Below are 23,558 nucleotides of genomic sequence, written 5' to 3'. Positions count from 1 at the left end.
CGAAAGGGTGCATACGCATGGCAGTCAATAATCGAAAAGTGCCGTTGCGCAAGTGTGCAGCTACCGGCCAAATGTTTCCTAAGAAAGACATGATCCGCGTTGTCCGCACTAAAGAAGGCGACGTATCAGTCGATTTGACTGGTAAGAAATCTGGTCGTGGAACATATGTATCGAAATCTGAAGCAGCTGTTGAAAAAGCCCAAGCGACTCGTGCACTCGAGAGTCAACTGAGCAGTGCTGTTCCGGAACAAGTGTATGCTGATCTTTTGCATGCAATTCGGAGAGAGGCCATCAAATGATTTCAAATGAGACTAAAATTTTTCAATTGCTAGGGTTAGCAGCACGAGCAAGGAAACTTACCACTGGTGAAGAGCTTGTAGTTTCTGAAGTTCGGGCACAAAAAGCAAAACTTGTTATACTATCAGAAGACGCATCCGATAACACCAAAAAGAAACTGTCGGATAAATGTAATAGCTACAACGTTGAGAAGCATGTTTTTGGGAGCCGCGAAGCACTCGGGCATGCAATCGGAAAAGAGTCGCGGGTCGTCCTCGCGGTAACGGACAGCGGTTTTGCTAAAAAGCTGTCCTCGCTCCTCAACGAATTATAACGGGGGTGGGCTAATGACGAAAATACGTGTACATGAATACGCGAAGAAGGTTAACAAATCAAGCAAAGAGGTCATTGAAGAACTAGGTAAAATGAATGTGGATGTTACGAACCACATGTCTATGATCGATACAAGCTCTGCGGAGAAATTGGATAAGAAGTTTACAACTTCGAAAAATGCTCCATCCAACAACCAAAGTGCGCCTCGTCCGCAAGGCCAAACAAGCAGCCGTCCACAGGGGCAAGGCAATAGCCGACCGCAAGGCCAAACAAGCAGCCGTCCACAGGGGCAAGGCAATAGCCGACCACAAGGTCAAACGGGAAGCCGTCCGCAGGGACAAAGCAATAGCCGACCACAAGGCCAAACAGGAAGCCGTCCGCAGGGACAGGGCAGCACTCGCCCAACAGGCCAAACGGGTAACCGTCCTCAAGGACAAAGCACGAATCGTCCACAAGGCCAAGCAGGCACTCGCCCGCAAGGTCAAGGCGGCAATAGCCGACCACAAGGCCAGTCTGCCAATCGTCCTCAGGGACAAACGAGCAGCCGTCCAGCAAGTGGCGGTCAGGGCACTCCATCAACTGGAGGACAAAACCGTCCTAACCAAGGGCCATCTTCTCAAAACCGTCAAGGCGGTGGCGGAGGGAATCGTCGTGGCGGACGTCCGCCAGCACGAGGTATTAACCAAGGTCGCCGCAGACACCGTCCGGCTAACCCAATGCCTAAAGTGGAAAAGCCGTTACCAGAAAAAATTACGTTTTATGAGTCACTTTCTGTTGGAGAACTTGCGAACAAACTAGGTCGCGAGCCATCTGAAATCATTAAAAAGTTATTCCTTCTTGGTGTAATGGCTACCATTAACCAGGAGCTTGATAAAGATGCAATTGAACTGATTTGTGCAGAGTACGATGTTGAAGTAGAAGAGGAAATCCGCATTGATGTAACAGATCTTGAAATCTATTTTGAAGATCCAGATACTGATGGTGATGCAGTAGAATCTGATACAGAAGCAATTGAACGTCCACCAGTTGTTACGATCATGGGACACGTAGACCATGGTAAAACAACATTACTCGATTCCATTCGGGATACGAAAGTCACACAAGGTGAAGCTGGCGGAATCACTCAGCATATCGGAGCATACCAAATCAAATCTAACGGTAAAAAGATTACGTTCCTTGATACACCAGGACACGCAGCATTCACAACAATGCGAGCACGTGGTGCAAAGGTTACTGACCTTACAATCCTTGTCGTAGCTGCTGATGATGGAGTAATGCCACAAACTGTTGAAGCGATTAACCACGCAAAAGCAGCAGAAGTTCCTATCATTGTTGCTGTCAACAAAATGGATAAACCATCTGCTAATCCAGATCGCGTCATGCAAGAATTGACAGAACACGGCTTAGTTTCTGAAGCTTGGGGCGGAGATACAATCTTTGTTGAAATTTCTGCACTTAAAGGTGAAGGAATTGACCAGTTGATTGAAATGATTCTCCTTGTGGCTGAAGTTGCTGAATTGAAGGCGGATCCAGGCGTTCGAGCTAAAGGAACAGTAATTGAGGCGCAACTCGACCGTGGTCGTGGTGCAGTGGCTTCACTACTCGTTCAAGATGGTACACTTCGTATTGGTGATCCAGTTGTAGTCGGAAACACATATGGTCGTGTACGTGCGATGATTAATGACGTGGGTCGCCGTGTTAAAGAAGCAGGTCCTTCTGCGCCGGTTGAAATTACAGGTCTTAGCAACGTCCCTCAAGCAGGTGATCGTTTCGTAGTCTTCAAAGATGAGAAAACTGCCCGTCAAATCGGTGAGAGCCGTGCTGGGGAAGCAATCCAAGAACAACGTACAGAAAAAACGCGCGTTACATTGGATAACTTGTTCGATCAGATGAAGGAAGGCGAAATGAAAGAATTGAACCTGATTGTCAAAGCTGATGTTCAAGGTACAGTCGAAGCAATGGCAGCTTCTCTCATGAAGATTGATGTAGAAGGTGTCAATGTGAAAATCATTCACACTGGTGCTGGCGCCATCAACGAATCGGATATTTCCTTGGCTGCTGCTTCAAACGCAATCGTCATCGGATTCAACGTACGTCCAGATGTCAATGCAAAACGTGCTGCTGATGAAGAGGGCGTAGACATCCGTCTGCACCGTGTCATCTATAAAGTTGTAGAAGAAATTGAATCTGCAATGAAAGGTATGCTTGATCCTGAATTTGAAGAAAAAGTAATCGGTCAAGTAGAAGTCCGTGAAACATTCAAAGTTTCTAAAATCGGTACAATTGCCGGAAGTTATGTAACTGATGGTAAGATTACAAGAGATTCCTCAGTACGTATTTACCGAGACAACATCGTCATTTTTGAAGGAGAACTAGATACATTAAAACGCTTCAAAGATGATGCGAAAGAAGTCGCAAAAGGATACGAGTGTGGAATCACGATTAAGAACTTCAATGATGTAAAAGAAGGCGACATTATTGAGCCATACATCATGCAGGAAATTAAGCGCGTGTGATTGTTTACGCAGAGTGTTCGTTCATCATTCCAATGGCGGCTTCTCTAAAAGATAAACGTTCCGTGCTTAAACGTATGATCGATCGTGTTAAAAATGGGTATAATGTTTCTATAGCTGAATTGGATCATCAAGATCTCTGGCAACGTACAACACTGGGTGTTGTCGCAATTGCCTCTTCAACGGAAGCCGCTGAACGTGAAATTCATCGCGTTCAGCGATTTCTTGAGTCCAATCCAGAGTGGGAACTAACTGAAATACAGATTGACTATCCAGGATAGTGAAGCGGGGTGAAACTCCATGTCAATGCGTGTTAATCGAGTCGCAGAACAAATGAAAAAAGAGCTTGGTGACATTATAGGCCAACGTTTAAAAGATCCTCGCATTGGTTTCGTCACAGTTACCGATGTGGAAGTAACAGGGGATCTGCAACAGGCGATGATCTATATTTCTGTTCTCGGAAAAGATTCTGAGAGAGAAGCGTCACTAGAAGGGCTAAAGAAAGCAAAAGGATTCATCCGCTCTGAAATTGGGAAACGAATCCGTTTAAGAAAAACACCAGAGATCGATTTCGCGTTTGATGAATCCGTCGCATACGGCAACCGAATCGAATCACTTCTACGTGAAGTGAAGGACGACGAGTCGGACAATTAAACAAAAGGGATCGGTATCCAATTGGATTTCCGATCCCTTTTTACGTTTACATAGCACTTAACTAGTTGGACAAGAGGAGGCGATGAAATGGACGGAATCCTGCCGCTGTGGAAAGAAAAAGGGTTGACCTCACATGATTGTGTATTTAAATTACGAAAAATTCTCCGCACGAAAAAAGTAGGGCATACAGGCACTCTTGACCCGAATGTAGAGGGTGTCCTTCCGATTTGCATCGGCTCAGCCACTAAAGTCGCATCCTACATTACAGACTCAGGAAAAGAATACATTGCTGAAGTGTTAATTGGAAAGGCAACCGAAACTGAAGATGCGGATGGGGCTGTTGTTCAGGAGGATTTATCGGAAAAGGTAATCACTCGCGAACAAATCCTGCAAGCATTAGAATCTTTGACAGGTTCTATCACACAAATTCCACCCATGTATTCTGCTGTTAAAGTAAATGGAAGAAAGCTTTATGAGTATGCAAGAAAAGGAATTAAAGTGGAACGTCCAGAACGGATAGTCCACATCCATGAAATCGAGTTAATAAGTGAAAATGAGCAATTCAAGGGAGTTGAGCCTCGTTTTACCATTAGAGTTTCTTGTGGTAAAGGGACGTACATCCGTACACTTGCAGTTCAAATAGGAGAACAACTTGGGTATCCTGCTCATATGTCCCAATTAGTTAGAACGGCTTCTGGAACGTTTACACAAAATGACTGTCGCACGATTGATGAAGTGCGCGAGATGCAAGATGCAGGTATTCTTGAAACGTTTTTAAAACCTTTGGAATCAGCATTAAATGGAATTGTTGAGGTGCAATTGGATGAAAACGAAGAACTGCTATCCAAGATTTTAAATGGCCAAGTTCTACCCCTTCATCCGATTTTCGATTCAGTAGACGAAGCCCTGTTTGTGTTAAACAGTAAAGCTCTAGCCGTGTATGCGCCTCATCCAGAAAAACAAGGGCTAATGAAACCGGTGAAAATGTTCCCGGTTAATAGAGCAGAGGAGGACAAGGACCGTGGAAATAATTGAGTTGCAAGTTGACCATGGGATCGTTCAAAATATAGACAAAGAATTCTCAGTAGCTATCGGTTTTTTCGATGGATTGCATGAAGGTCATCAGGCAGTCATACAACGCGCAATTGACACATCAAAACAACTAGATGTGTTGCCAGCTGTCATGACATTCAATCCGCATCCATCTCATCTATTTTCGGGTGAAAAAGGAAAGATTGGTTACATTACGCCTTTGGAAGAGAAAAAGAGGATTCTTAATGAAATGGGCATAGACACATTGTTTATCGTTACATTTGATCGTGGTCTTGCTGACTTGACGCCGGAGGAATTTGTTGACCAAGTGTTGAAAAAGTTGAATGTGCGTCATGTAACAGCTGGTTTTGACTTTACATTTGGTGCAAAAGGCAAAGGAACAATGGATCAGATGGCTTCTTTAGCAAATGGTGCATTTGGTACGACGCAGGTGGAAAAAGTTGCTGAGAATGATGAAAAGATTTCATCCACACGTATCCGTAAGTTACTGGCAGAAGGAGATGTAGCAAAAACTGCATCGTTACTTGGCAGACCATTTCGTTCAATCGGCAAAGTAGTAGATGGGGATAAGCGTGGTAGGCAGCTTGGTTTTCCAACCGCAAATATTATCCCGGGTGCTGAACTCATAGTTCCGCAAAATGGAGTCTATGCAGTTCGATTTACAGTAGACGGCACTACTTATGATGGAGTTTGTAATATCGGCGTTAAGCCAACCTTCGATCATCCTGATGAGGCACGAAAAACGATTGAAGTGAATGTCTTCGATTTTGATGGAGATCTATACGGCAAACAAGGAATTGTTGACTGGATTGCCCATATTAGACCTGAACAGAAATTCGATTCAATTGAAATGCTAAAAAATCAAATTGCGAAAGATAAAGAAACCGCAAAAAAGATTCTTTCTGAAAAAGACTGACGGTTGCAAGGGGAAGTTGCCCATGCTATGATAGGTGAGTGTACAGTGTACACGAACCTTTCCTTGGCATAACGATTCACCAACGTATGCTTGGGACTTGGGGATATTAAAGAATGGGAGGTGACTAGGATGGCTATTACACAAGAGCGTAAACATGAATTGATCAACGAATTCAAGATTCATGAAAACGACACAGGGTCTGCAGATGTTCAGATCGCTATCCTTACTGAAGAGATCAACAACTTGAACGAGCACTTGCGTTCACACAAGAAGGATAACCACTCACGCCGCGGTCTTTATAAGATGGTCGGTACACGTCGTCGTCTTTTGAAATTCTTGCGTGAAACAGAAGTTGCACGTTACCGTGATCTAATCGCTAAACTCGGCCTACGCCGTTAATATTGACAACCGAAAAAGCGGGCTTTGCCCGCTTTTTTCTATGCAAACGGACGGTTTTTCAGACGCCTTTGCTCCCTAAACCCCATTACTTAATGAAATATTTCGCAAACCATTGCTTAATTTGATACACTATTACGTAATACATACTACGTATACACTGGATGTAAATCGAGAGGAGATCAATCATGACAGAACATAAAAAGTTTACAATGGATTGGGCTGGCAGAGAGCTCACCATCGAAACAGGACAGCTCGCTAAGCAAGCAAACGGGGCTGTTTTCGTACGCTACGGAGAAACGACAGTCCTCTCTACTGCAACAGCTTCTAAAAAGCCAAAAGCATTGGATTTCTTCCCCCTTACTGTGAATTATGAAGAACGTCTATATGCAGTTGGTAAAATCCCAGGAGGATTCATCAAGCGTGAAGGACGTCCTTCTGAAAAAGCAATATTGACGAGCCGTTTAATTGACCGTCCAATCAGACCTCTATTTCCTGAAGGATTCCGTAATGACTTGCAAGTAATTTCACTTGTAATGTCAGTGGACCAAGACTGTTCGTCAGAAATGGCAGCAATGATCGGTTCATCACTTGCAATTTCCATTTCAGATATTCCATTTGATGGTCCAATTGCAGGCGTTCAAATCGGTCGTTTAAATGGCGAATTCATCGTCAATCCTACACCAACACAACTTGAAGCAAGCGAGCTTGACCTTGTTGTAGCCGGTACAAAAGATGCAATCAATATGGTTGAAGCAGGCGCGAAAGAAGTGTCTGAAGATATTATGTTGGAAGCAATCATGTTCGGTCATGAAGAAATCAAAAAACTCGTTGCCTTCCAAGAGAAAATCATTGCAGAAGTCGGCAAAGAAAAGATGGAGATCGAATTGTTCCAACTCGATCAGGATCTTGTTGCATCGATTAAAGAGAGCTGTAATAGCGACTTAGTCCAAGCAATTCAGACTGAAGAAAAGCATGCACGTGAAGAAGCAATCACTGCAGTGAAAAACGAAGTGATTGCACGTTACGAAGAAAACGAAGCGGATGACGCGACGATGAAGCAAGTTCGTAACGTCTTAGAAAAGCTTGTGAAGGACGAAGTACGTCGTCTAATTACAGATGAAAAAGTACGTCCAGATGGTCGTGGACTTGAAGAAATCCGTCCACTATCTTCAGAAACAGGCATTCTTCCTAGAGCGCACGGTTCAGGTCTATTTACACGCGGACAAACTCAAGCTCTTAGCGTATGTACACTAGGTGCACTCGGTGAAGTACAAATTATTGATGGGCTGGGGCTGGAAGAAACAAAACGCTTCATGCACCACTATAACTTCCCGAACTTCAGTGTTGGAGAAACAGGTCCAATCCGTGCTCCAGGTCGTCGTGAAATTGGTCACGGTGCACTAGGAGAGCGCGCACTTTCAACAATTATTCCAGATGAAAAAGAGTTCCCATATACAATTCGTCTTGTTGCTGAAGTTCTTGAATCTAACGGTTCTTCATCTCAGGCATCGATTTGCGCATCCACTATGGCTATGATGAATGCAGGTGTTCCAATCAAAGCTCCCGTTGCAGGAATAGCAATGGGACTTGTGAAAAAAGGAGACAACTACTCAGTACTGTCTGATATCCAAGGAATGGAAGACCACCTAGGAGATATGGACTTTAAAGTAGCGGGTACTTCTGAAGGAATTACAGCACTTCAAATGGATATTAAAATCGATGGTCTTTCACGACAAATCTTAGAAGAAGCTTTGGCGCAAGCGAAAATCGGTCGGATGAAAATTCTTGGTCATATGCTTGAAACGATTGCACAGCCTGCACAAGAGCTTTCGAAATATGCTCCTAAGATCATTATGATTCATATCAATCCAGACAAGATCCGTGATGTTATCGGACCTGGTGGAAAAGTTATTAACAAGATTATTGAAGAAACCGGCGTGAAAATCGATACAGAACAAGATGGGACAATCTACATTTCGTCTCCTGATTCTGAGATGAACGACAAAGCGAAGAAGATGATTGAAAACATCGTCCGCGAAGCAAAAGTCGGAGAATATTACATGGCAAAAGTGAAACGCATTGAAAAATTTGGTGCTTTCCTTGAGTTATTCCCAGGAAAAGATGGATTGCTCCACATTTCCGAAATTCAAGAAGAACGTACGAAAGCAGTAGAAGACGTTATGAAATTGGGTGACGAACTCTTCGTCAAAGTCATCGAAATTGACAACCAAGGTCGCGTCAACTTATCTCGTAAAATTGTCATAAAAGAAGAAAAAGAAAAAGCAGAACAAAAAGGCGAGTAATTTATATCGCAAGAAGCCTCCCTCCCACAGTTGTGAGAGCGGGGCTTTTTTGTTTATGCAGAATAGGGAGGCACAACAATGGTAACTATACAAACATTAGAAAATGGTGTAAGGGTCGTAAGTGAAGCTATATCCCACGCCCGTTCGGTATCTCTTGGGATATGGGTAAAAGTAGGGTCTTCCGAAGAACTAAACGGTGAGGAAGGCATTGCACATTTCATTGAGCACATGCTCTTTAAAGGCACCACGTCCCTGACAGCAAAAGAAATCGCACAGCAATTTGATCGATTTGGAGGTGATATCAACGCCTTTACAACAAAGGAAGCGACTTGTTTCTACGCAACCGTTTTAGAAGATCGCGCAGAAGACGCAGCCCGCATTTTAGCAGATATGCTGTTGAATTCTAAATTAGATGAGTTGGAAATGGCAAAAGAAAAATCCGTTATTATCGACGAGCTCGCATCCGTTGAGGATTCGCCAGAAGAAGATGCGGATGAGCGCTTATGGGCACTCATGTATCCCGACCATTCCATAGGTAAACCGATTGGCGGTACACCAGGGCGTGTTCAGTCTTTTACTAGGCAGAACCTTGTCTCATTCATGAATCGTTTTTATACACCGGACCGGATTGTCATTTCTGTTGCAGGGAATTTTGATAATTCCTTGTTACAAGCGATTGAGCAACTATTTGGGACATTTAGCAAGCCCATTTCAAACGAGCCACGCCCAACTTTGAAACAGGCTACTTTCAAAAGTAGAGAAGGACGAAAATCAAAAGATATCGAGCAATCTCATCTGTTCATAGGCTATCCTGGACTTCCCCTCAAGCACCCTGACATATACAGCTTGGCATTGCTCGATAGTATTCTTGGAGGAACTATGTCATCGCGATTGTTCCAAGAAGTGAGAGAAGAAAAAGGTTTGGCGTATTCGGTTTACTCTTACTATGCTTCTCATGCAGATGAAGGTGCATTCGTCATTGGTTGCGCAGCTTCTCCAGAGAACGAACAACAGTTATTTGAAACCGTTCAATCCGTTATTCACGAGATCATCGAGCGTGGAGTAACTGCTGAAGAACTCAGAAATGCAAAAGAACAAATGCGCGGAAGTTACTTAATCGGATTAGAGAGTACAGAAGCAAGAATGCATCGAAATGGTAATAACGAGTTGATCCTTGGTGAACATCGTTCGGAAGAAGAAATCATTGCTCGGATCCAAGCTGTTACGACAAAAGACGTAGCAGAAATGGCAAATAAGTTGCTTGGGAATGCACCTGCAATATCCATTCTTTCTCCAAATCAAGACTAATGAAACGGATTGTCAGCTTTTCACATGTTCAATCATAGACTAGTTGTAAAGAGACTAGGAGGAATGCATGTGCTATTGTCTGAACTCGCTCAAAAAGAATTGATTCAAGTGGAAGAGGGCATCCGTTACGGGTTTTTAGCGGATACGGATTTGTTATTCGATCGCTCGAGCGGTAATATTATTGGATTTGAAATTCGTGATCGAGCGAGTAAAATACCATTTCTGCAGAAGAAAGAAGGGTCAAAACAATATATTCCTTGGAGCGAAATCGTGTTAATTGGCGAACACCGTATTTTATTTGGTCGTACTCACTTATTGGATGGGGCAGAATTTGATGAGTGAAGCGCGTTGGCTGTTGATTGGTTCTGATCTTCGAATAGAAGAATGTGCCCGTTTGTTTAAAGAAAAAGGTTTGGATGTTGCTGTTCATTTAAAAGATGAAGTTACAGATGAGCTTACAAACAAGATTGCTACAATTCATCCCACCCATATTGTGTTGCCGATACAAGGGGTGAAAGGGATGCTCGACTCAAAGCTATTTTCCAAAGGAACTGTATTTTTCACAGGTATTATTCCCGAAATCCAGAAAACGGCATTGGAATTCGAAGGTCATTTTGTATCAAGTTATTTAAGTGATGAACGATTTGTTTGGAATAATGCTCTACTCACGGCAGAAGGGTTCGTGAAAGAATTTTATCTCGAAACAAAAACGCCGATTGCAAGCACCCATTTCCAAATAGCTGGTTTTGGAAGAGTCGGAAGAATGCTTGCTCACGTTCTCTCGGCATCTGGAGCGAAACTAACGGTTTTTGCAAGATCAGAAGCTCAACTCGGCGAAGCTGAAGCATTGGGATTTGAAGTGAAAAATCTATCGCCAGATGTTGAATTCAAACCTGGTTTTCTGATAAACACCATTCCATCACAATGGCTAGCTATACAGCCGGAAGATACTCTGCGTGTGTTAGATCTGGCATCTAAGCCCGGGTGCCTAAAGCCCGGAATGTCCTCTGCATACTATACGTTACACCTCGGTCTGCCGGGAAAACATTTCCCGCAAAGAGCAGCAAGCTATTTGGCAGATACAATTTTGAGGATGTGCAGAGGAAAGGAGTAAAAAAATGCTTGAAAACAAACGTATTGGATTGGGGATTACAGCGTCCCATTGTACGTACGAAGAATTGTTGCCGATGATTACTAAACTTCAAGACGCAGGGGCAACGGTTGTGCCTGTCATTACTCATTCTGTCCTTACAGCAGCTACACGTTTCGGTACTGGAGAAGAATGGATTGAAAAGATCGAGCGGGCAACTGGAGAAAAAGTGATTTCTTCAATTGCGGGCGCTGAACCTTTTGGTCCATCCACTCCGGTCGACTGCATGATTATCGCTCCACTTACTGGGAATTCGATGAGCCGCTTTGCGAACGCTGCTACCGATTCTCCTGTTCTCATGGCTGCTAAAGCGACGTTACGTAACTATTCACCAGTTCTTCTCGGGATCTCAACTAATGACGCACTGGGATTGAATGCAGCTAATCTAGTCAAATTATTAAACATGAAAAATGTGTTCTTCATCCCATTCGGTCAAGACGATCCCTTTAAAAAACCAAACTCCCTCATTAGCGACTTTTCATTAATTGTTGAAGCAGCAGCAGCAGCCATTGGAAAGGAACAGCTCCAGCCTCTATTGATACTTCATTCTTCTGAAAAATAAAACCACCGATTTTTCAATGTTATGGTATAATTCCTGCAATACGAATTATCGATGTTCTCATTTTTTGTGAGTCATCGTGTTAGCGAAGGAGAATCATTATGCAAACTTATACAGTTGCGATTGTTGGTGCAACAGGCGCAGTGGGCGCAAAAATACTCGATAAACTTATTGAACGGGCTTTCCCGTTCCGTTCAGTAAAGTTGTTGGCTTCATCCCGATCAGCGGGTACTGTTATTCAAGCAGGTGGAAGATTATTCACTATCGAAGAAGCGAAACCAGAGTCATTCAATGGCGTCGATTTTGCTTTTTTCAGTGCGGGAGGGGCAATTTCAGAACAACTTGCAACTGAAGCCACTCGTAGAGGGACCATTGTGATCGATAACACTAGTGCGTTCAGAATGGATGCAGAGGTTCCACTAGTTGTCCCTGAAGTGAATCCTAAAGCGTTGAACACCCATAACGGGTTGATCGCAAATCCTAACTGTTCAACGATTCAAATGGTCGTTGCACTTAATCCCATAAAAGAAGCGTTTGGCATTAAGAAAATAATTGTATCTACGTATCAAGCGGTTTCTGGTGCTGGAGCAGATGCGATATTGGAATTAAAATCGCAAAGTGGACAATTTGACAGCAGAGCAGAAAATTCAGCGTCACAGCTGCCGAGTGCTGGTGCTGCACGACATTATCCAATCGCTTTTAACGCGATTCCGCAAATCGATTCTTTTGACGATATGGGTTATACGAAAGAAGAATGGAAAATGATCAATGAAACGAAAAAAATATTCAATGATCCATCCATTGCTGTATCCGCAACTTGCGTAAGGTTGCCGGTCGTCACCGGGCATTCAGAATCAGTATACGTGGAGATAGATAAAGAAGGTATTACAGCGGAGGAATTCAGTCGAGCGATTGCAAAAGCTCCAGGTGTGGTCGTTCAAGATAATCCTTCAACGCAAACGTATCCGATGCCACTTTTTGCGGAAAATAAGGACGATGTCTATGTTGGACGTATTCGGAAAGATCCAGATCATCCAAGAGGCTTTCACTTGTGGGTTGTCGCGGATAACTTATTGAAGGGTGCTGCGTTAAACTCTGTTCAAATTGCAGAACAGCTCCTTAAAAATCGCGACGCACAAAACAACTAGATAACTGAAAAGGAAGGGTGCGCATGAAGTTAGGTTCGATTGGTACAGCGATGGTCACACCGTTTAACGAAGAAGGTGAGATTGACTATGAAGTGACACGACTTCTTATTAATCACTTAATCGAAAACGGAACGAATTCGCTCATTGTCAATGGAACAACTGGGGAATCACCTACTTTGTCAGAAGAAGAAAAAGAGAAATTGCTCGCTCATGCAATTTCGATTGTGGATAAACGGATCCCTGTCATTGCTGGTACGGGTAGTAATGATACTCGCGGTTCAATACGAGCGACGAAACGTGCTGAACAGCTTGGTGCGGATGGGGTAATGCTTGTTGTGCCCTATTACAACAAACCTGATCAAAACGGTATGTACGTACATTTTAAATCCATTGCAGAAAGCACTTCACTACCGGTTTTGCTCTATAACATTCCCGGAAGATCCGGTGTGAATTTATCTGCAGAAACAGTGATTCGATTATCGAAAATAACGAATATTGAAGCAGTGAAGGAAGCGAGCGGAGACTTGGAGCAAATGGCTGCAATCATTGAAGGAACAGACGATACATTCAGTGTCTACAGTGGTGATGATGCATTAACGTTACCGCTGATGGCAATTGGTGGATCCGGAGTTATTTCTGTGTCTTCGCATATCGTAGGACTCGAGATGCAACGCATGATCCATGATTTTCATAACGGAAACATTGCCAATGCTGCTCTTCTCCATCAATCTCTCATGCCTCTATTTCAATCGGTATTTTCAAAACCTAATCCAGTGCCGATTAAGTATTTCTTGAAAAAGGTTGGGCTTCCAGTGGGAGATGTTCGTCTACCCCTTATCGGAATTTCAGAAGAGGATTCTTATTTGGACCTTACTCTACAAACGTTTAAACAACAATTTGATTCAAAATGGGAATAGCCGGCGAGACTGCCGGCTTTTTTTGTTTGTGCAGAAGTGCTATGTCAAGTATAATGAGAACTAGTCGTTTAGAGCGGGAATTTTATATAGGAGGAAACAATGTGACTAAAGTCAAAAATGAAGTAATAAAAGTCATTCCGCTTGGCGGGGTGGGAGAATTAGGGAAATCGATGTATGTGGTAGAAATTGATGATGAATTATTTGTTGTCGATGCGGGCCTGATGTTCCCAGAAGAAGAAATGCTGGGAATCGATTTCGTAATTCCGGATATGACATACCTAGAAGAAAACAAAGAACGTGTTAAAGGGATTTTCTTAACGCACGGTCATGAGGATGCAATTGGTGCAATCGCGTATTTGTTACAAAAAGTACAAGCTCCAGTTTACGGGTCAAAACTAACACTTGCACTTGCTAAAGAGCATTTGAAAGTAATGCCTGCTCCTTCGAATGTGAAGTTCTTCGAAGTATCAACAAAGAGTCGTATGAATTTCAAGCGTACATACGTGACATTTTTCAATACGACTCATAGTATTCCTGATGCACTTGGTATTGTGTTCCATACGAGTGAAGGAGCAATCGTTCACACAGGAGAGTTCAAATTTGACCAGGCAGCTAAAGGCCCATACAAGCCGGATCTAGGGAAAATGGCGGCTCTTGGTGAAGAGGGCGTATTTATTTTAATGTCCGATTCAACTGAAGCTGAACGACCTGGTTATACAACATCGGAAACAGTAGTCGAAACTCAATTGTCAAAAACTTTTTATGGTGCAGAGGGAAGAATTCTAGTGGCAGTCTATGCTTCGAATTTCCTCCGGATCCAGCAAGTTTTAGACAAAGCGGCTGAGGCAGGCAAGAAAGTTGCTGTTGTCGGGAAAAGCTTGGAAAGCTACTTTGAAGTTGGCGTGAAACTTGGCTATTTAAATGTCGGCGAAGGTATAGTCATTTCTGTTAAAGATATCGGGAACTACAATGATAGCGAAGTCGTCATTATTTTGACAGGTAACCAAGGTGAACCACTCGAAGCACTTGAAAAAATCGTTCGCAAACATCATCGGGATATTCGTATTAAAGATACAGATACGGTGTTGATCACTGTTACACCTTCACCAGGATCTGAGGTCTCTGTATATTCAATGATGAACGAACTTGCAAAAGCAGGGGCAACCGTCTTGACGTCTGCGCGTAATGTCCATGTTTCAGGACATGGTAGTCAAGAAGATTTGAAAATGATGCTTAATCTTATGCAACCGAAAAACTTCATTCCAGTAACGGGTGAATACAGAATGCTTATTGCTCACTCGAAACTTGCACAAGAGACTGGTATGCGCAAAAACCAAATCTTCATTGCGGATAAAGGCGATATCGTTGAATACAAGAGTGGTAAGATCAGAATGAGTGGGCGCGTAACAGCAGGAAATATTTTGATTGATGGTATTGGTGTAGGGGACGTTGGAAATATTGTCTTACGCGATCGTAAACTCTTATCCCAAGATGGGATCTTTACAATTGTCATTACATTAAGCCGCAAGCAAAAGAAAATTGCAGCAGGTCCTGAAATCGTCTCCCGTGGATTTGTCTACGTTCGTGAATCAGAAGAGTTGCTAGAAGAAGCATCTAATCTGATTCGTAAAATTGTAGAAAAATACGTGAATAAAGAAACGTTTGAATGGACAAACATTAAACAAGAGATCCGAGACACGCTCAGCTCTTATTTGTATCAGCAAACGAAGAGACGACCAATGATTATTCCAATTATTATGGAGTATTGATCGAAAGATTCTTCTTAAGGATTTCCTTGCCGTCAGGCAGGAAATCCTTTTTTCGCAAAAAGGAGGTACAGCATGTCTAAGAAAGTTTCAAAAAAGAAAAAGAAACGATCCCCTAGTAAAAAAAAGGGGAAATCACCATTAAATCCGCTGTTATTTGAAGTAATCGGTTTAACGATGCTTGCACTTGCAGTCATTATGATTTTTGAATTCGGCATCGTGGGTAGAGGTCTAGGTTCATTTGGCAGATTCCTATTTGGTAATTGGCATGTAGCTTTACCGTTCATCCTTATAGTTCAAGCAATACTATTTATGGTGAAACGTGGAGAACTTGGTTGGAAAAATCGTATAGTCGGTGGAAGTCTTTGCATTTTGGCAAGCCTGCTCCTATTCAGCCACATCCTCTTGTTTAAAGAACTGTCCGCTAGTCGTGTCCTTATGTCGGATTCCGCTTTAAAGGAAACGTGGAAAGTGCTTATCTCAAATGGAGGGATTAGTACTAGAGGTGGAACGCTTGGCGGCGGCATGATCGGAGCCGTCCTTTTTGCAATGTTCTATTCGCTCTTCGATTCTGCAGGTGCAGCTGTCGCTGGTGTATTGCTTTTGTTAACAGGGCTGATCCTCGTATCTGGTAAAGCACTTGCACCATATCTTGCTGAGTGGTTCCCAGCTGCATTTTTAACCATAAAACAGAAGCTTAAAGGTATTAATTTCCGTACTGCACCTAAAGCAGCCCCAGAAAAGAAGTCAAAACCAACTCGGACAACACGCTCGAGCAAACATCAGAATGACCTTGTTCAAGAAAAGGGATCTACTATGAATGCTGTAGCGAAGCCTGAGGAAGAGGAACCCTATGTGCAGCCGATCATTTCAGCATTTAATGAACGGAATGATGAAACACAAATTCCGACTCAAAAAGAGACGGAACCCGCACCACATGTAGATGAAAAAGAGCCTGATTCAACTGAAACATCTAAAGATCCCTATCAAGGTGTCTCAGGAGAAAAAGAGAACGAATCGTATCAATTGCCTTCGTTTAATCTATTAAAACAACCCCCTGAAAATGATCAGTCTGGTGAATACAACGCAATTCAAGCAAACGCACAAAAACTGGAACGGACATTCCATAGTTTTGGCGTGAAAGCACGCGTTACACAAGTCCATCTAGGACCAGCAGTAACCAAGTATGAAGTACTGCCTGATACCGGTGTTAAAGTAAGCCGAATTGTCAGTTTGGCCGATGACATCGCGCTTGCGCTTGCAGCAAGTGGGATTCGGATTGAAGCACCAATTCCAGGGAAATCCGCTGTAGGAATTGAAGTGCCTAATACCGCGGTTGCAGTAGTGAGTTTACGTGAAGTGCTAGAAGCGAAAGAGAATAACCGTCCCGATTCGAAACTTCTTATTGCATTAGGACGAGATGTGACTGGAGAGGCAATGCTTTCAGAATTGAACAAGATGCCTCACGTACTCATTGCGGGAGCTACTGGTAGTGGCAAGAGTGTCTGTGTAAATGGAATTATCATCAGTATTATAATGAGGGCTAAACCTCATGAGGTAAAAATGATGATGATTGACCCTAAGATGGTAGAACTCAATGTCTATAACGGTATTCCGCACTTGCTTGCACCTGTTGTTACAGATCCTAGAAAAGCGGCGCAAGCACTAAAGAAAGTCGTGTCTGAAATGGAAAGACGCTATGAGCTGTTTTCTCATACAGGTACGAGGAATATCGAGGGCTATAACTCCCACATCGACACATGGAATGAAGAGAATGATGAGAAACATCCTAAAATGCCATATATCGTAGTTATTGTGGACGAGCTTGCTGATTTGATGATGGTTGCATCTAATGAAGTAGAAGATGCAATTACACGTCTTGCTCAAATGGCGCGGGCCGCTGGCATCCATTTGATCATCGCAACTCAGCGACCAAGTGTAGATGTCATTACAGGGATCATCAAGGCTAACATTCCATCTAGAATTGCATTTTCGGTCTCTTCTGCGATCGATTCCCGAACGATTCTTGACAGTGGTGGCGCTGAGAAACTTCTAGGCAGAGGGGATATGTTGTTCCTTCGGGCTGGTGCTTCCAAGCCAACACGAGTTCAAGGAGCATTCGTCTCGGATCGTGAAGTGGAATCAGTTGTCGATTTTGTCATACAACAACAAAAAGCACAGTATCAAGAAGAGATGATTCCAACAGAAATCGAAGAAGTCCACCAGTTTGACGAGACGGATGAGCTCTATGACGATGCGGTCCAATTAGTCGTAGAGATGCAAACGGCCTCAGTCTCTCTACTGCAAAGACGTTTTCGTGTAGGATATTCAAGAGCAGCACGCATTGTCGATCAAATGGAAATGCGGGGGGTCGTAGGACCACCAGAAGGAAGTAAGCCGAGACAAGTATTGGTAGGGAAAGATTCAACAGACATGTAACACAGGAATTTGTCTGTTTTAGAACAATAAGCAAGTTTGGAAAATTATTTTTTCGAAACGATGTTTATTTTCTCGTCGTTAAATGTTATAGTATGGGTGAATAGAACGACGTTAAACATCAGAGGTCTGACCTCAGCCGGAGGGAGATGGGTTGATGATAAAGGCAGACCAAAGACATTTATATGTCCAAGTCATCGAGCATATTAAGCAGGACATTGAAGCCGGCGTGTTTAAAGAAAATGAAAAATTCCCTTCGGAGTTTGAACTAGCTAGGACGTTAGGCGTAAGTCGGGCGACATTGCGGGAAGCACTTCGTGTATTAGAGGAAGAGAAAATAATTGTTCGAAAACACGGAGTGGGGACATTTTTGAAAGCGCGTCCATTGTTCTCTTCTGGAATCGAAGAACTATCAAGTGTTTCTTCAATGATTCGGGATGCAGGTATGGAGCCAGGAACGATTTTTCTAGAAGTATCAGACGCTCTTGCAACGGAAGAGAGTATTGAAAAGTTCAGATGCAACCAAGAGGACTCCATTGTTACTATTAAGAGAGTTCGAACAGCAGATGGTGAACCAGTTGTTTATTGTGTTGACCAAGTAAATGCAAAGAATCTTCAGACGGAAGCAACAGTTCTTATGAAGAATTCCATTTTTGATGCGTTAGAAAAAGATGGGCTAATCCATATTACCCAAGCGATTGCTCATATTGAACCTGTAGGGTACGATCATGAAGCATCTTCCATACTTAGGTGTGGGGTCGATGTTCCATTGCTCGTGTTGCTACAAAAACACTACACGGAAACTGGTGAGATGGTCCTGTTTTCTAAGAACTATTTTCGCGCGGACAAATTCAACTTCCACGTAGTACGTAAACGGGTATAAGGCGTTATCGCCATAATCATACCAACATATAAATAGGGAGGTCACAAAATGAGTAAACGCAGATTTGGTCTTGCACTGTCCCTTGTACTTGCTGCAGGTACGGTTTTGGGAGCTTGTGGTTCAGACAAAGAAGAAGGCAACGGAAGTGACAAAGGTTCATCTTCTGACGGAGGCAATACATCTGAATTCTCTCTAGGGATGGTAACGGATGTCGGTGGTATTGACGACAAATCGTTCAACCAATCCGCTTGGAAAGGAATTCAGGACTTTGGTTCGGAAAACAGCTTGAAAAAAGGCGACGGAGGATTTGACTACTTGCAATCACAAAGTGATGCAGACTACACAACAAATCTAAACGCGCTCGCTCGACGTGATTTCAACTTGATCTTTGGTGTTGGATTCCTTATGGAAGATGCAATTGATACAATTGCTCAGCAACAAAAAGATACTGAGTTCGCTATCATTGATGGTGTTGTTGAACAGCCAAACGTAGCAAGTGTGCTCTTTAAAGAACAAGAGGGAGCTTACCTTGCAGGTGTTGCTGCAGCTCTAATGACTAAATCCGATAAAATCGGTTTTGTTGGCGGTATGGAAATCCCTGTAATTGAACGTTTTGAAGTTGGTTTCCTTGCAGGTGTTAAAGCCGTTAAGCCAGACCTTAAAGTAGATGTTCAATACACAGGTGCATTTGATAAAGCGGAACTTGGTAAAGCAGCTGCTAACCGCATGTATTCATCAGGCGTAGACATTATCTTCCACGCAGCTGGTGGTAGTGGTAACGGTGTATTCAGTGAAGCTAAAGAACGTAAAACAGCAGACAAAGATGCATATGTATGGGTAATCGGAGTTGACTCTGACCAGTACGACGAAGGTCAAGTTGGAGACGATAACGTAACATTGACTTCAATGTTGAAGCGTGTTGACAACGCAGTAAACGATATCGCTAAGCTATCTAAGGAAGGTAAATTCCCTGGCGGCGAAACAAAAGTTTACGGTTTACATGATGAAGGTGTAGCACTTGCAGATTCACGCGGTGCGATTCCTGAAGATGTACTTGCTCAAATCGAAGAGTATGACAAAAAGATTTCCGAAGGTGAAATCGAAGTTCCAGGTGAAAAGTAAGAGGATTCTCTAATGAAAAGAATGGGGGCCGGTTCATACCGGCCTTCGTTGTTTTTGTATACATAGTCAAAATTAGAAATACCTAAATTGCCAGACTAAAAGGTTCTATTTGGAATCTTTTATTGTGTTAATTTAACAAACTAAACTAGTAGAAACTATAAGCAAGGAAGTGAGATCAGTGGAATACGTCATCGAGATGCTGAATATTAAAAAGAAGTTCGGCACTTTCTATGCGAATAACAATATTACTCTTCAGTTGAAAAAAGGCGAGATTCATGCGCTCCTCGGCGAGAATGGTGCAGGTAAGTCAACATTGATGAACGTATTATTCGGTCTATACCAGCCAGATGGCGGAGAGATAAGAGTCAAAGGTAAAAAAGTCGACATCACAGATCCAAACGTAGCAAACGATTTAGGAATCGGAATGGTTCACCAACACTTTATGCTTGTTGAGAATTTAACAGTTACTGAAAATATTATCCTTGGCAGTGAACCTACCAAGATGGGTATGCTCAACATCAAGGACTCAGCGAAGAAAGTAGCGGAAATTTCAAAGCTGTATGGGCTGGATGTTGACCCATATGCGAAGATTGAAGACATTTCGGTCGGGATGCAACAACGTGTGGAAATTCTGAAAACACTTTATCGTGGAGCAGAAATCCTTATTTTTGATGAGCCGACAGCATCCTTAACTCCACAGGAAATAGATGAATTAATCAGAATTATGCACAAGTTGATTGAAGAAGGAAAGTCAATCATTCTCATTACTCACAAACTACAAGAGATTATGTCAGTTTCAGATCGTGTAACTGTTATTCGTAAAGGGGAAGGGATCGGAACAGTTATTACAGCTGAAACGAATCCTGAAGAACTTGCCACGCTTATGGTTGGGCGCCAAGTGACATTCAAAACAGAAAAAGGACCTTCCCATCCTACAGAAGAAATATTGAAGATTGATAACCTTGTCGTAACAGATTATCGAGGTATTGAAAAAGTGAAAAACTTGAACCTATCTGTACGACGAGGTGAAATTGTAGGTTTAGCTGGAATCGATGGCAACGGTCAGTCCGAACTGATTGAAGCAATTACAGGACTGCGCAAAGTGAAGTCCGGTAAAATTATTATGGGTGATAAGGACGTTACTAATAAAAAACCAAGACAGATTACTGAAAATGGTCTAGGACATATCCCGCAAGACCGTCACAAACATGGATTAATTCTTGATTTTAGTGTAGGTTACAATGCGGCGCTACAGTCCTATTATCAAAAGCCATTTTCTTCGAATGGTCTTATGAACTACAAGGAAGTAACGAAACATGCGAACAAACTTATTGCGGACTTTGATGTTCGAACACAAGGTGAACATGAGCTTGCTCGTGCTCTTTCTGGAGGAAATCAACAGAAGCTGATTATCGGTCGTGAAGTGGACCGGAACCCAGATCTTTTGATTGCGGCACTGCCTACTAGAGGTCTTGACGTGGGCGCTATTGAGTTTATTCATAAACGTCTCATTGAACAACGTGATCAGGGGAAAGCAGTTCTCTTAATTTCGTTCGAGCTAGATGAAGTGATGAACGTTTCAGATCAGATTGCTGTTATTTATGATGGAGCGATTGTTGACACAGTAACCCCTGCAGAAACGAGTGAACAAGAACTCGGTTTGTTTATGGCGGGTCATAATAAAAGTGAAATTGTTGAAGGCAGTGACGGTGCTGTATTGAAAGTAGGTGATGACGACCATGTCTAATCGATTAATAAATGTGCTCGTTCCTTTGATTTCAATCATCCTAGGATTACTAGTCGGAGCGGTTGTCATGCTTGTAAGTGGCTACGATCCAGTTGCGGGTTATATTGCACTTTGGAACGGTATATTTGGAGATTCTTATGCGATTGGAGAAACCATTCGCCAAATCAGTCCATATATCCTTGCTGGTCTCGCGGTTGCATTTGCCTTCCGCACAGGTCTATTCAATATCGGAGTTGAAGGTCAGTTAATCGTAGGTTGGTTCGCAGCGGCTTACGTAGGTATGGCTTTCGAATTACCGAAAATCATTCACTTGCCTCTAGCACTCCTTGCAGCGGCTGCGGCAGGAGCACTTTGGGGTCTGATCCCTGGCTTGTTGAAAGCTACATTGAAAGTTCACGAAGTAATTGTCACGATCATGATGAACTATATTGCACTACACCTTGTGAACGCGCTCATTAAAGTGGTGGCAAAGGGCGGATTTAAAACGGATAAAATCCAAGATACCGCATCACTTCGTTCAGATTTCTTATCGGAGCTAACAGATTTTTCAACGCTTCACTATGGTATCTTTGTTGCACTATTCATGGTATTCATCATGTGGTTCATCCTGGAAAGAATGAAGCTAGGATACGAGTTGAAATCTGTAGGATTCAATGAAAATGCTGCACAATATGCAGGTATGAGTGTTAAGAAAAATATTGTGATGGCAATGGTAATTTCAGGTGCCTTCGCTGGTTTAGGCGGCGCAATGGAGGCACTTGGAACATTCGGTAACATGTCTACAAGAGCTGGATTTACGGGAATCGGTTTTGACGGAATTGCGGTTGCCTTGTTAGGTGCAAATACTCCACTCGGAGTAGTTTTCGGAGCGAGTTTGTTTGGTTCGCTTAAATATGGAGCAAACAATATGCCGAATGCTGCTAATATACCAATTGAAATTGTGTCTATCGTCATTGCGTTAATTATCTTCTTTGTAGCATGTGGCTATATCATACGCGTTGGGTTACAACGAATTGGCAAGAATAAGGAGGCGAAGTAAGATGAGTGGCTTTCTCGATATACTATATTTCATCGTTCCAATATCGATTGCTTACGCTGCGCCTCTAATTTTCACCGCAATTGGTGGTGTGTTCTCTGAACGCTCAGGTGTCATCAACATTGGACTCGAAGGACTTATGGTTATGGGGGCGTTCGTAGGAATTGTCTTCAACCTATTTTTTGTGGATACATTCGGTGCATGGACGCCGTGGGTTTCAATTTTAGCTGCGATGCTTGTTTCGGCAATCTTCTCACTCATGCACGCAGTTGCATCGATTTCTTTTCGTGCCGATCAGGTCGTCTCGGGTGTTGCAATTAACTTGCTAGGTATTGCAATTGCTTTGTTCTCAGTAAAAATGATTTATGGTAAAGGACAGACCGACTTTATCCAGGAGAAAATTCCGCGGTTCAACATTCCATTTTTACAAGACATCCCGGTACTTGGACCAATGTTCTTTAAGTCGGTGTATGGATCGTCTATTTTAGCGGTTGCGATTGCAATCCTTGCCTGGTTTATCATCTTTAAGACTCCATTTGGATTGCGTCTTCGGTCTGTAGGAGAACACCCGATGGCAGCGGATACGATGGGAATTAAAGTTAATCGGATTCGCTATATTGCAGTTATCATTTCTGGTGGTCTTGCAGGAATGGGTGGAGCTGTCTATGCACAAACTATGACGAATGATTTTGGTCATGCAACTATTAATGGTCAAGGATTTATGGCCTTGGCTGCGATGATTTTTGGAAAGTGGCATCCAATTGGAGCGATGGGAGCAGCTTTATTCTTCGGATTTGCACAAGCGCTCGCAATCAGTTCTTCTGGAATACCATTCATGCAAAACATCCCTTCTGTATTTTTGTATATTTTGCCTTACGCGCTTACAATTATTGCGCTTGCTGGATTTATCGGAAAAGCGAGTGGACCGAAAGCCCTCGGAGATCCATACATCAAAGGATCTCGATAATCATCTACTGCTCGAAATGTCCCATCAAGGACACTTCGAGCAGTTTTTTGTTGAATCTGTTCACTTGTATGA

General features: G+C 42.9%; 22 protein-coding genes. All 22 read left to right on the top strand.

What is annotated here, in order from left to right; translation table 11 throughout:
* Nucleotides 1-17 precede the first annotated feature (17 nt).
* The 22 genes from rnpM (at nt 18) to ACR65F_RS00110 (ending at nt 23,486) form a co-directional block, all read left to right on the top strand.
* Entirely contained in the window at nt 18-299 is a 282-nt protein-coding gene (rnpM, locus tag ACR65F_RS00215; protein WP_039041953.1) for an RNase P modulator RnpM, read from the top strand.
* Nucleotides 296-610 carry a YlxQ family RNA-binding protein gene (locus ACR65F_RS00210; protein WP_039041954.1) on the top strand — a complete coding sequence of 105 codons (315 nt, stop codon included), beginning with the start codon at nt 296-298 and terminating at the stop codon, nt 608-610. The genes rnpM and ACR65F_RS00210 overlap by 4 nt, the downstream gene beginning before the upstream one ends.
* A 13-nt stretch (nt 611-623) precedes the next feature.
* On the top strand, nt 624-3,125 hold the full coding sequence (gene infB, locus ACR65F_RS00205) for a translation initiation factor IF-2 (RefSeq protein ID WP_440502708.1): 2,502 nt from the start codon (nt 624-626) through the stop codon (nt 3,123-3,125).
* Nucleotides 3,122-3,403, top strand: coding sequence for a DUF503 domain-containing protein (locus tag ACR65F_RS00200; RefSeq protein ID WP_039041956.1), 282 nt, complete (start codon nt 3,122-3,124; stop codon nt 3,401-3,403). Before infB ends, ACR65F_RS00200 begins: the two co-directional genes overlap by 4 nt.
* A 19-nt stretch (nt 3,404-3,422) precedes the next feature.
* Complete coding sequence (gene rbfA, locus ACR65F_RS00195) at nt 3,423-3,776, top strand: 30S ribosome-binding factor RbfA (RefSeq protein ID WP_251659010.1); 354 nt, start codon at nt 3,423-3,425, stop codon at nt 3,774-3,776.
* Between the two features lie 87 nt (nt 3,777-3,863).
* Nucleotides 3,864-4,811 carry a tRNA pseudouridine(55) synthase TruB gene (truB, locus tag ACR65F_RS00190; RefSeq protein ID WP_440502706.1) on the top strand — a complete coding sequence of 316 codons (948 nt, stop codon included), beginning with the start codon at nt 3,864-3,866 and terminating at the stop codon, nt 4,809-4,811.
* Nucleotides 4,798-5,745 carry a bifunctional riboflavin kinase/FAD synthetase gene (locus tag ACR65F_RS00185; RefSeq protein WP_440502705.1) on the top strand — a complete coding sequence of 316 codons (948 nt, stop codon included), beginning with the start codon at nt 4,798-4,800 and terminating at the stop codon, nt 5,743-5,745. The genes truB and ACR65F_RS00185 overlap by 14 nt, the downstream gene beginning before the upstream one ends.
* Nucleotides 5,746-5,874: 129 nt before the next feature.
* Nucleotides 5,875-6,144: a 30S ribosomal protein S15 gene (rpsO, locus tag ACR65F_RS00180; RefSeq protein ID WP_039041959.1), complete on the top strand. Its 270-nt coding sequence runs from the start codon at nt 5,875-5,877 to the stop codon at nt 6,142-6,144.
* 185 nt (nt 6,145-6,329) lie between these two features.
* On the top strand, nt 6,330-8,447 hold the full coding sequence (pnp, locus tag ACR65F_RS00175; RefSeq protein ID WP_440502704.1) for a polyribonucleotide nucleotidyltransferase: 2,118 nt from the start codon (nt 6,330-6,332) through the stop codon (nt 8,445-8,447).
* Nucleotides 8,448-8,525: 78 nt separating this feature from the next.
* On the top strand, nt 8,526-9,755 hold the full coding sequence (locus ACR65F_RS00170) for a M16 family metallopeptidase (RefSeq protein WP_440502703.1): 1,230 nt from the start codon (nt 8,526-8,528) through the stop codon (nt 9,753-9,755).
* A 63-nt stretch (nt 9,756-9,818) separates the two neighbouring features.
* A complete protein-coding gene (locus tag ACR65F_RS00165) occupies nt 9,819-10,097 on the top strand; it encodes a YlmC/YmxH family sporulation protein (RefSeq protein WP_369795180.1) in 279 nt (92 codons plus the stop codon).
* A complete protein-coding gene (locus ACR65F_RS00160) occupies nt 10,090-10,869 on the top strand; it encodes a dipicolinate synthase subunit A (RefSeq protein ID WP_440502702.1) in 780 nt (259 codons plus the stop codon). Before ACR65F_RS00165 ends, ACR65F_RS00160 begins: the two co-directional genes overlap by 8 nt.
* Nucleotides 10,870-10,873: 4 nt before the next feature.
* Nucleotides 10,874-11,467, top strand: coding sequence for a dipicolinate synthase subunit B (locus ACR65F_RS00155; RefSeq protein ID WP_039041964.1), 594 nt, complete (start codon nt 10,874-10,876; stop codon nt 11,465-11,467).
* A gap of 98 nt (nt 11,468-11,565) precedes the next feature.
* On the top strand, nt 11,566-12,612 hold the full coding sequence (locus tag ACR65F_RS00150) for an aspartate-semialdehyde dehydrogenase (RefSeq protein ID WP_440502700.1): 1,047 nt from the start codon (nt 11,566-11,568) through the stop codon (nt 12,610-12,612).
* A 23-nt stretch (nt 12,613-12,635) separates the two neighbouring features.
* On the top strand, nt 12,636-13,529 hold the full coding sequence (gene dapA, locus ACR65F_RS00145; protein ID WP_440502699.1) for a 4-hydroxy-tetrahydrodipicolinate synthase: 894 nt from the start codon (nt 12,636-12,638) through the stop codon (nt 13,527-13,529).
* Between the two features lie 101 nt (nt 13,530-13,630).
* Complete coding sequence (locus tag ACR65F_RS00140) at nt 13,631-15,298, top strand: ribonuclease J (RefSeq protein ID WP_039041967.1); 1,668 nt, start codon at nt 13,631-13,633, stop codon at nt 15,296-15,298.
* Nucleotides 15,299-15,370: 72 nt separating this feature from the next.
* Nucleotides 15,371-17,734, top strand: a complete 2,364-nt coding sequence (locus tag ACR65F_RS00135) for a DNA translocase FtsK (protein WP_440502696.1) — start codon at nt 15,371-15,373, stop codon at nt 17,732-17,734.
* A gap of 151 nt (nt 17,735-17,885) precedes the next feature.
* Nucleotides 17,886-18,614 (top strand): GntR family transcriptional regulator, encoded by a 729-nt coding sequence (locus ACR65F_RS00130; RefSeq protein WP_440502695.1) that lies wholly within the window; start codon nt 17,886-17,888, stop codon nt 18,612-18,614.
* A 48-nt stretch (nt 18,615-18,662) separates the two neighbouring features.
* Complete coding sequence (locus ACR65F_RS00125; protein WP_039041970.1) at nt 18,663-19,736, top strand: BMP family lipoprotein; 1,074 nt, start codon at nt 18,663-18,665, stop codon at nt 19,734-19,736.
* 178 nt (nt 19,737-19,914) lie between these two features.
* The gene (locus tag ACR65F_RS00120) at nt 19,915-21,483 is read left to right on the top strand and encodes an ABC transporter ATP-binding protein (protein WP_039041971.1); all 1,569 of its coding nucleotides are present in this window, start codon (nt 19,915-19,917) and stop codon (nt 21,481-21,483) included.
* Nucleotides 21,476-22,522, top strand: coding sequence for an ABC transporter permease (locus ACR65F_RS00115; RefSeq protein ID WP_039041972.1), 1,047 nt, complete (start codon nt 21,476-21,478; stop codon nt 22,520-22,522). Before ACR65F_RS00120 ends, ACR65F_RS00115 begins: the two co-directional genes overlap by 8 nt.
* Nucleotide 22,523: 1 nt before the next feature.
* A complete protein-coding gene (locus tag ACR65F_RS00110; protein WP_039041973.1) occupies nt 22,524-23,486 on the top strand; it encodes an ABC transporter permease in 963 nt (320 codons plus the stop codon).
* The last annotated feature ends 72 nt before the right edge of the window (nt 23,487-23,558 follow it).

The organism is Sporosarcina sp. SAFN-010, assembly GCF_059415065.1.
Note: the sequence above shows the minus strand (reverse complement) of the source record. Positions and strands in the feature narration are given on the sequence as shown.

What these genes read in the sequence shown, in the direction of transcription:
- rnpM (WP_039041953.1), top strand. Translation starts at nt 18, where the DNA reads ATGGCAGTCAATAATCGAAAAGTGCCGTTGCGCAAGTGTGCAGCTACC.
- ACR65F_RS00210 (WP_039041954.1), top strand. Translation starts at nt 296, where the DNA reads ATGATTTCAAATGAGACTAAAATTTTTCAATTGCTAGGGTTAGCAGCA.
- infB (WP_440502708.1), top strand. Translation starts at nt 624, where the DNA reads ATGACGAAAATACGTGTACATGAATACGCGAAGAAGGTTAACAAATCA.
- rbfA (WP_251659010.1), top strand. Translation starts at nt 3,423, where the DNA reads ATGTCAATGCGTGTTAATCGAGTCGCAGAACAAATGAAAAAAGAGCTT.
- truB (WP_440502706.1), top strand. Translation starts at nt 3,864, where the DNA reads ATGGACGGAATCCTGCCGCTGTGGAAAGAAAAAGGGTTGACCTCACAT.
- rpsO (WP_039041959.1), top strand. Translation starts at nt 5,875, where the DNA reads ATGGCTATTACACAAGAGCGTAAACATGAATTGATCAACGAATTCAAG.
- pnp (WP_440502704.1), top strand. Translation starts at nt 6,330, where the DNA reads ATGACAGAACATAAAAAGTTTACAATGGATTGGGCTGGCAGAGAGCTC.
- ACR65F_RS00170 (WP_440502703.1), top strand. Translation starts at nt 8,526, where the DNA reads ATGGTAACTATACAAACATTAGAAAATGGTGTAAGGGTCGTAAGTGAA.
- ACR65F_RS00165 (WP_369795180.1), top strand. Translation starts at nt 9,819, where the DNA reads ATGCATGTGCTATTGTCTGAACTCGCTCAAAAAGAATTGATTCAAGTG.
- ACR65F_RS00160 (WP_440502702.1), top strand. Translation starts at nt 10,090, where the DNA reads ATGAGTGAAGCGCGTTGGCTGTTGATTGGTTCTGATCTTCGAATAGAA.
- ACR65F_RS00155 (WP_039041964.1), top strand. Translation starts at nt 10,874, where the DNA reads ATGCTTGAAAACAAACGTATTGGATTGGGGATTACAGCGTCCCATTGT.
- ACR65F_RS00150 (WP_440502700.1), top strand. Translation starts at nt 11,566, where the DNA reads ATGCAAACTTATACAGTTGCGATTGTTGGTGCAACAGGCGCAGTGGGC.
- dapA (WP_440502699.1), top strand. Translation starts at nt 12,636, where the DNA reads ATGAAGTTAGGTTCGATTGGTACAGCGATGGTCACACCGTTTAACGAA.
- ACR65F_RS00135 (WP_440502696.1), top strand. Translation starts at nt 15,371, where the DNA reads ATGTCTAAGAAAGTTTCAAAAAAGAAAAAGAAACGATCCCCTAGTAAA.
- ACR65F_RS00125 (WP_039041970.1), top strand. Translation starts at nt 18,663, where the DNA reads ATGAGTAAACGCAGATTTGGTCTTGCACTGTCCCTTGTACTTGCTGCA.
- ACR65F_RS00115 (WP_039041972.1), top strand. Translation starts at nt 21,476, where the DNA reads ATGTCTAATCGATTAATAAATGTGCTCGTTCCTTTGATTTCAATCATC.
- ACR65F_RS00110 (WP_039041973.1), top strand. Translation starts at nt 22,524, where the DNA reads ATGAGTGGCTTTCTCGATATACTATATTTCATCGTTCCAATATCGATT.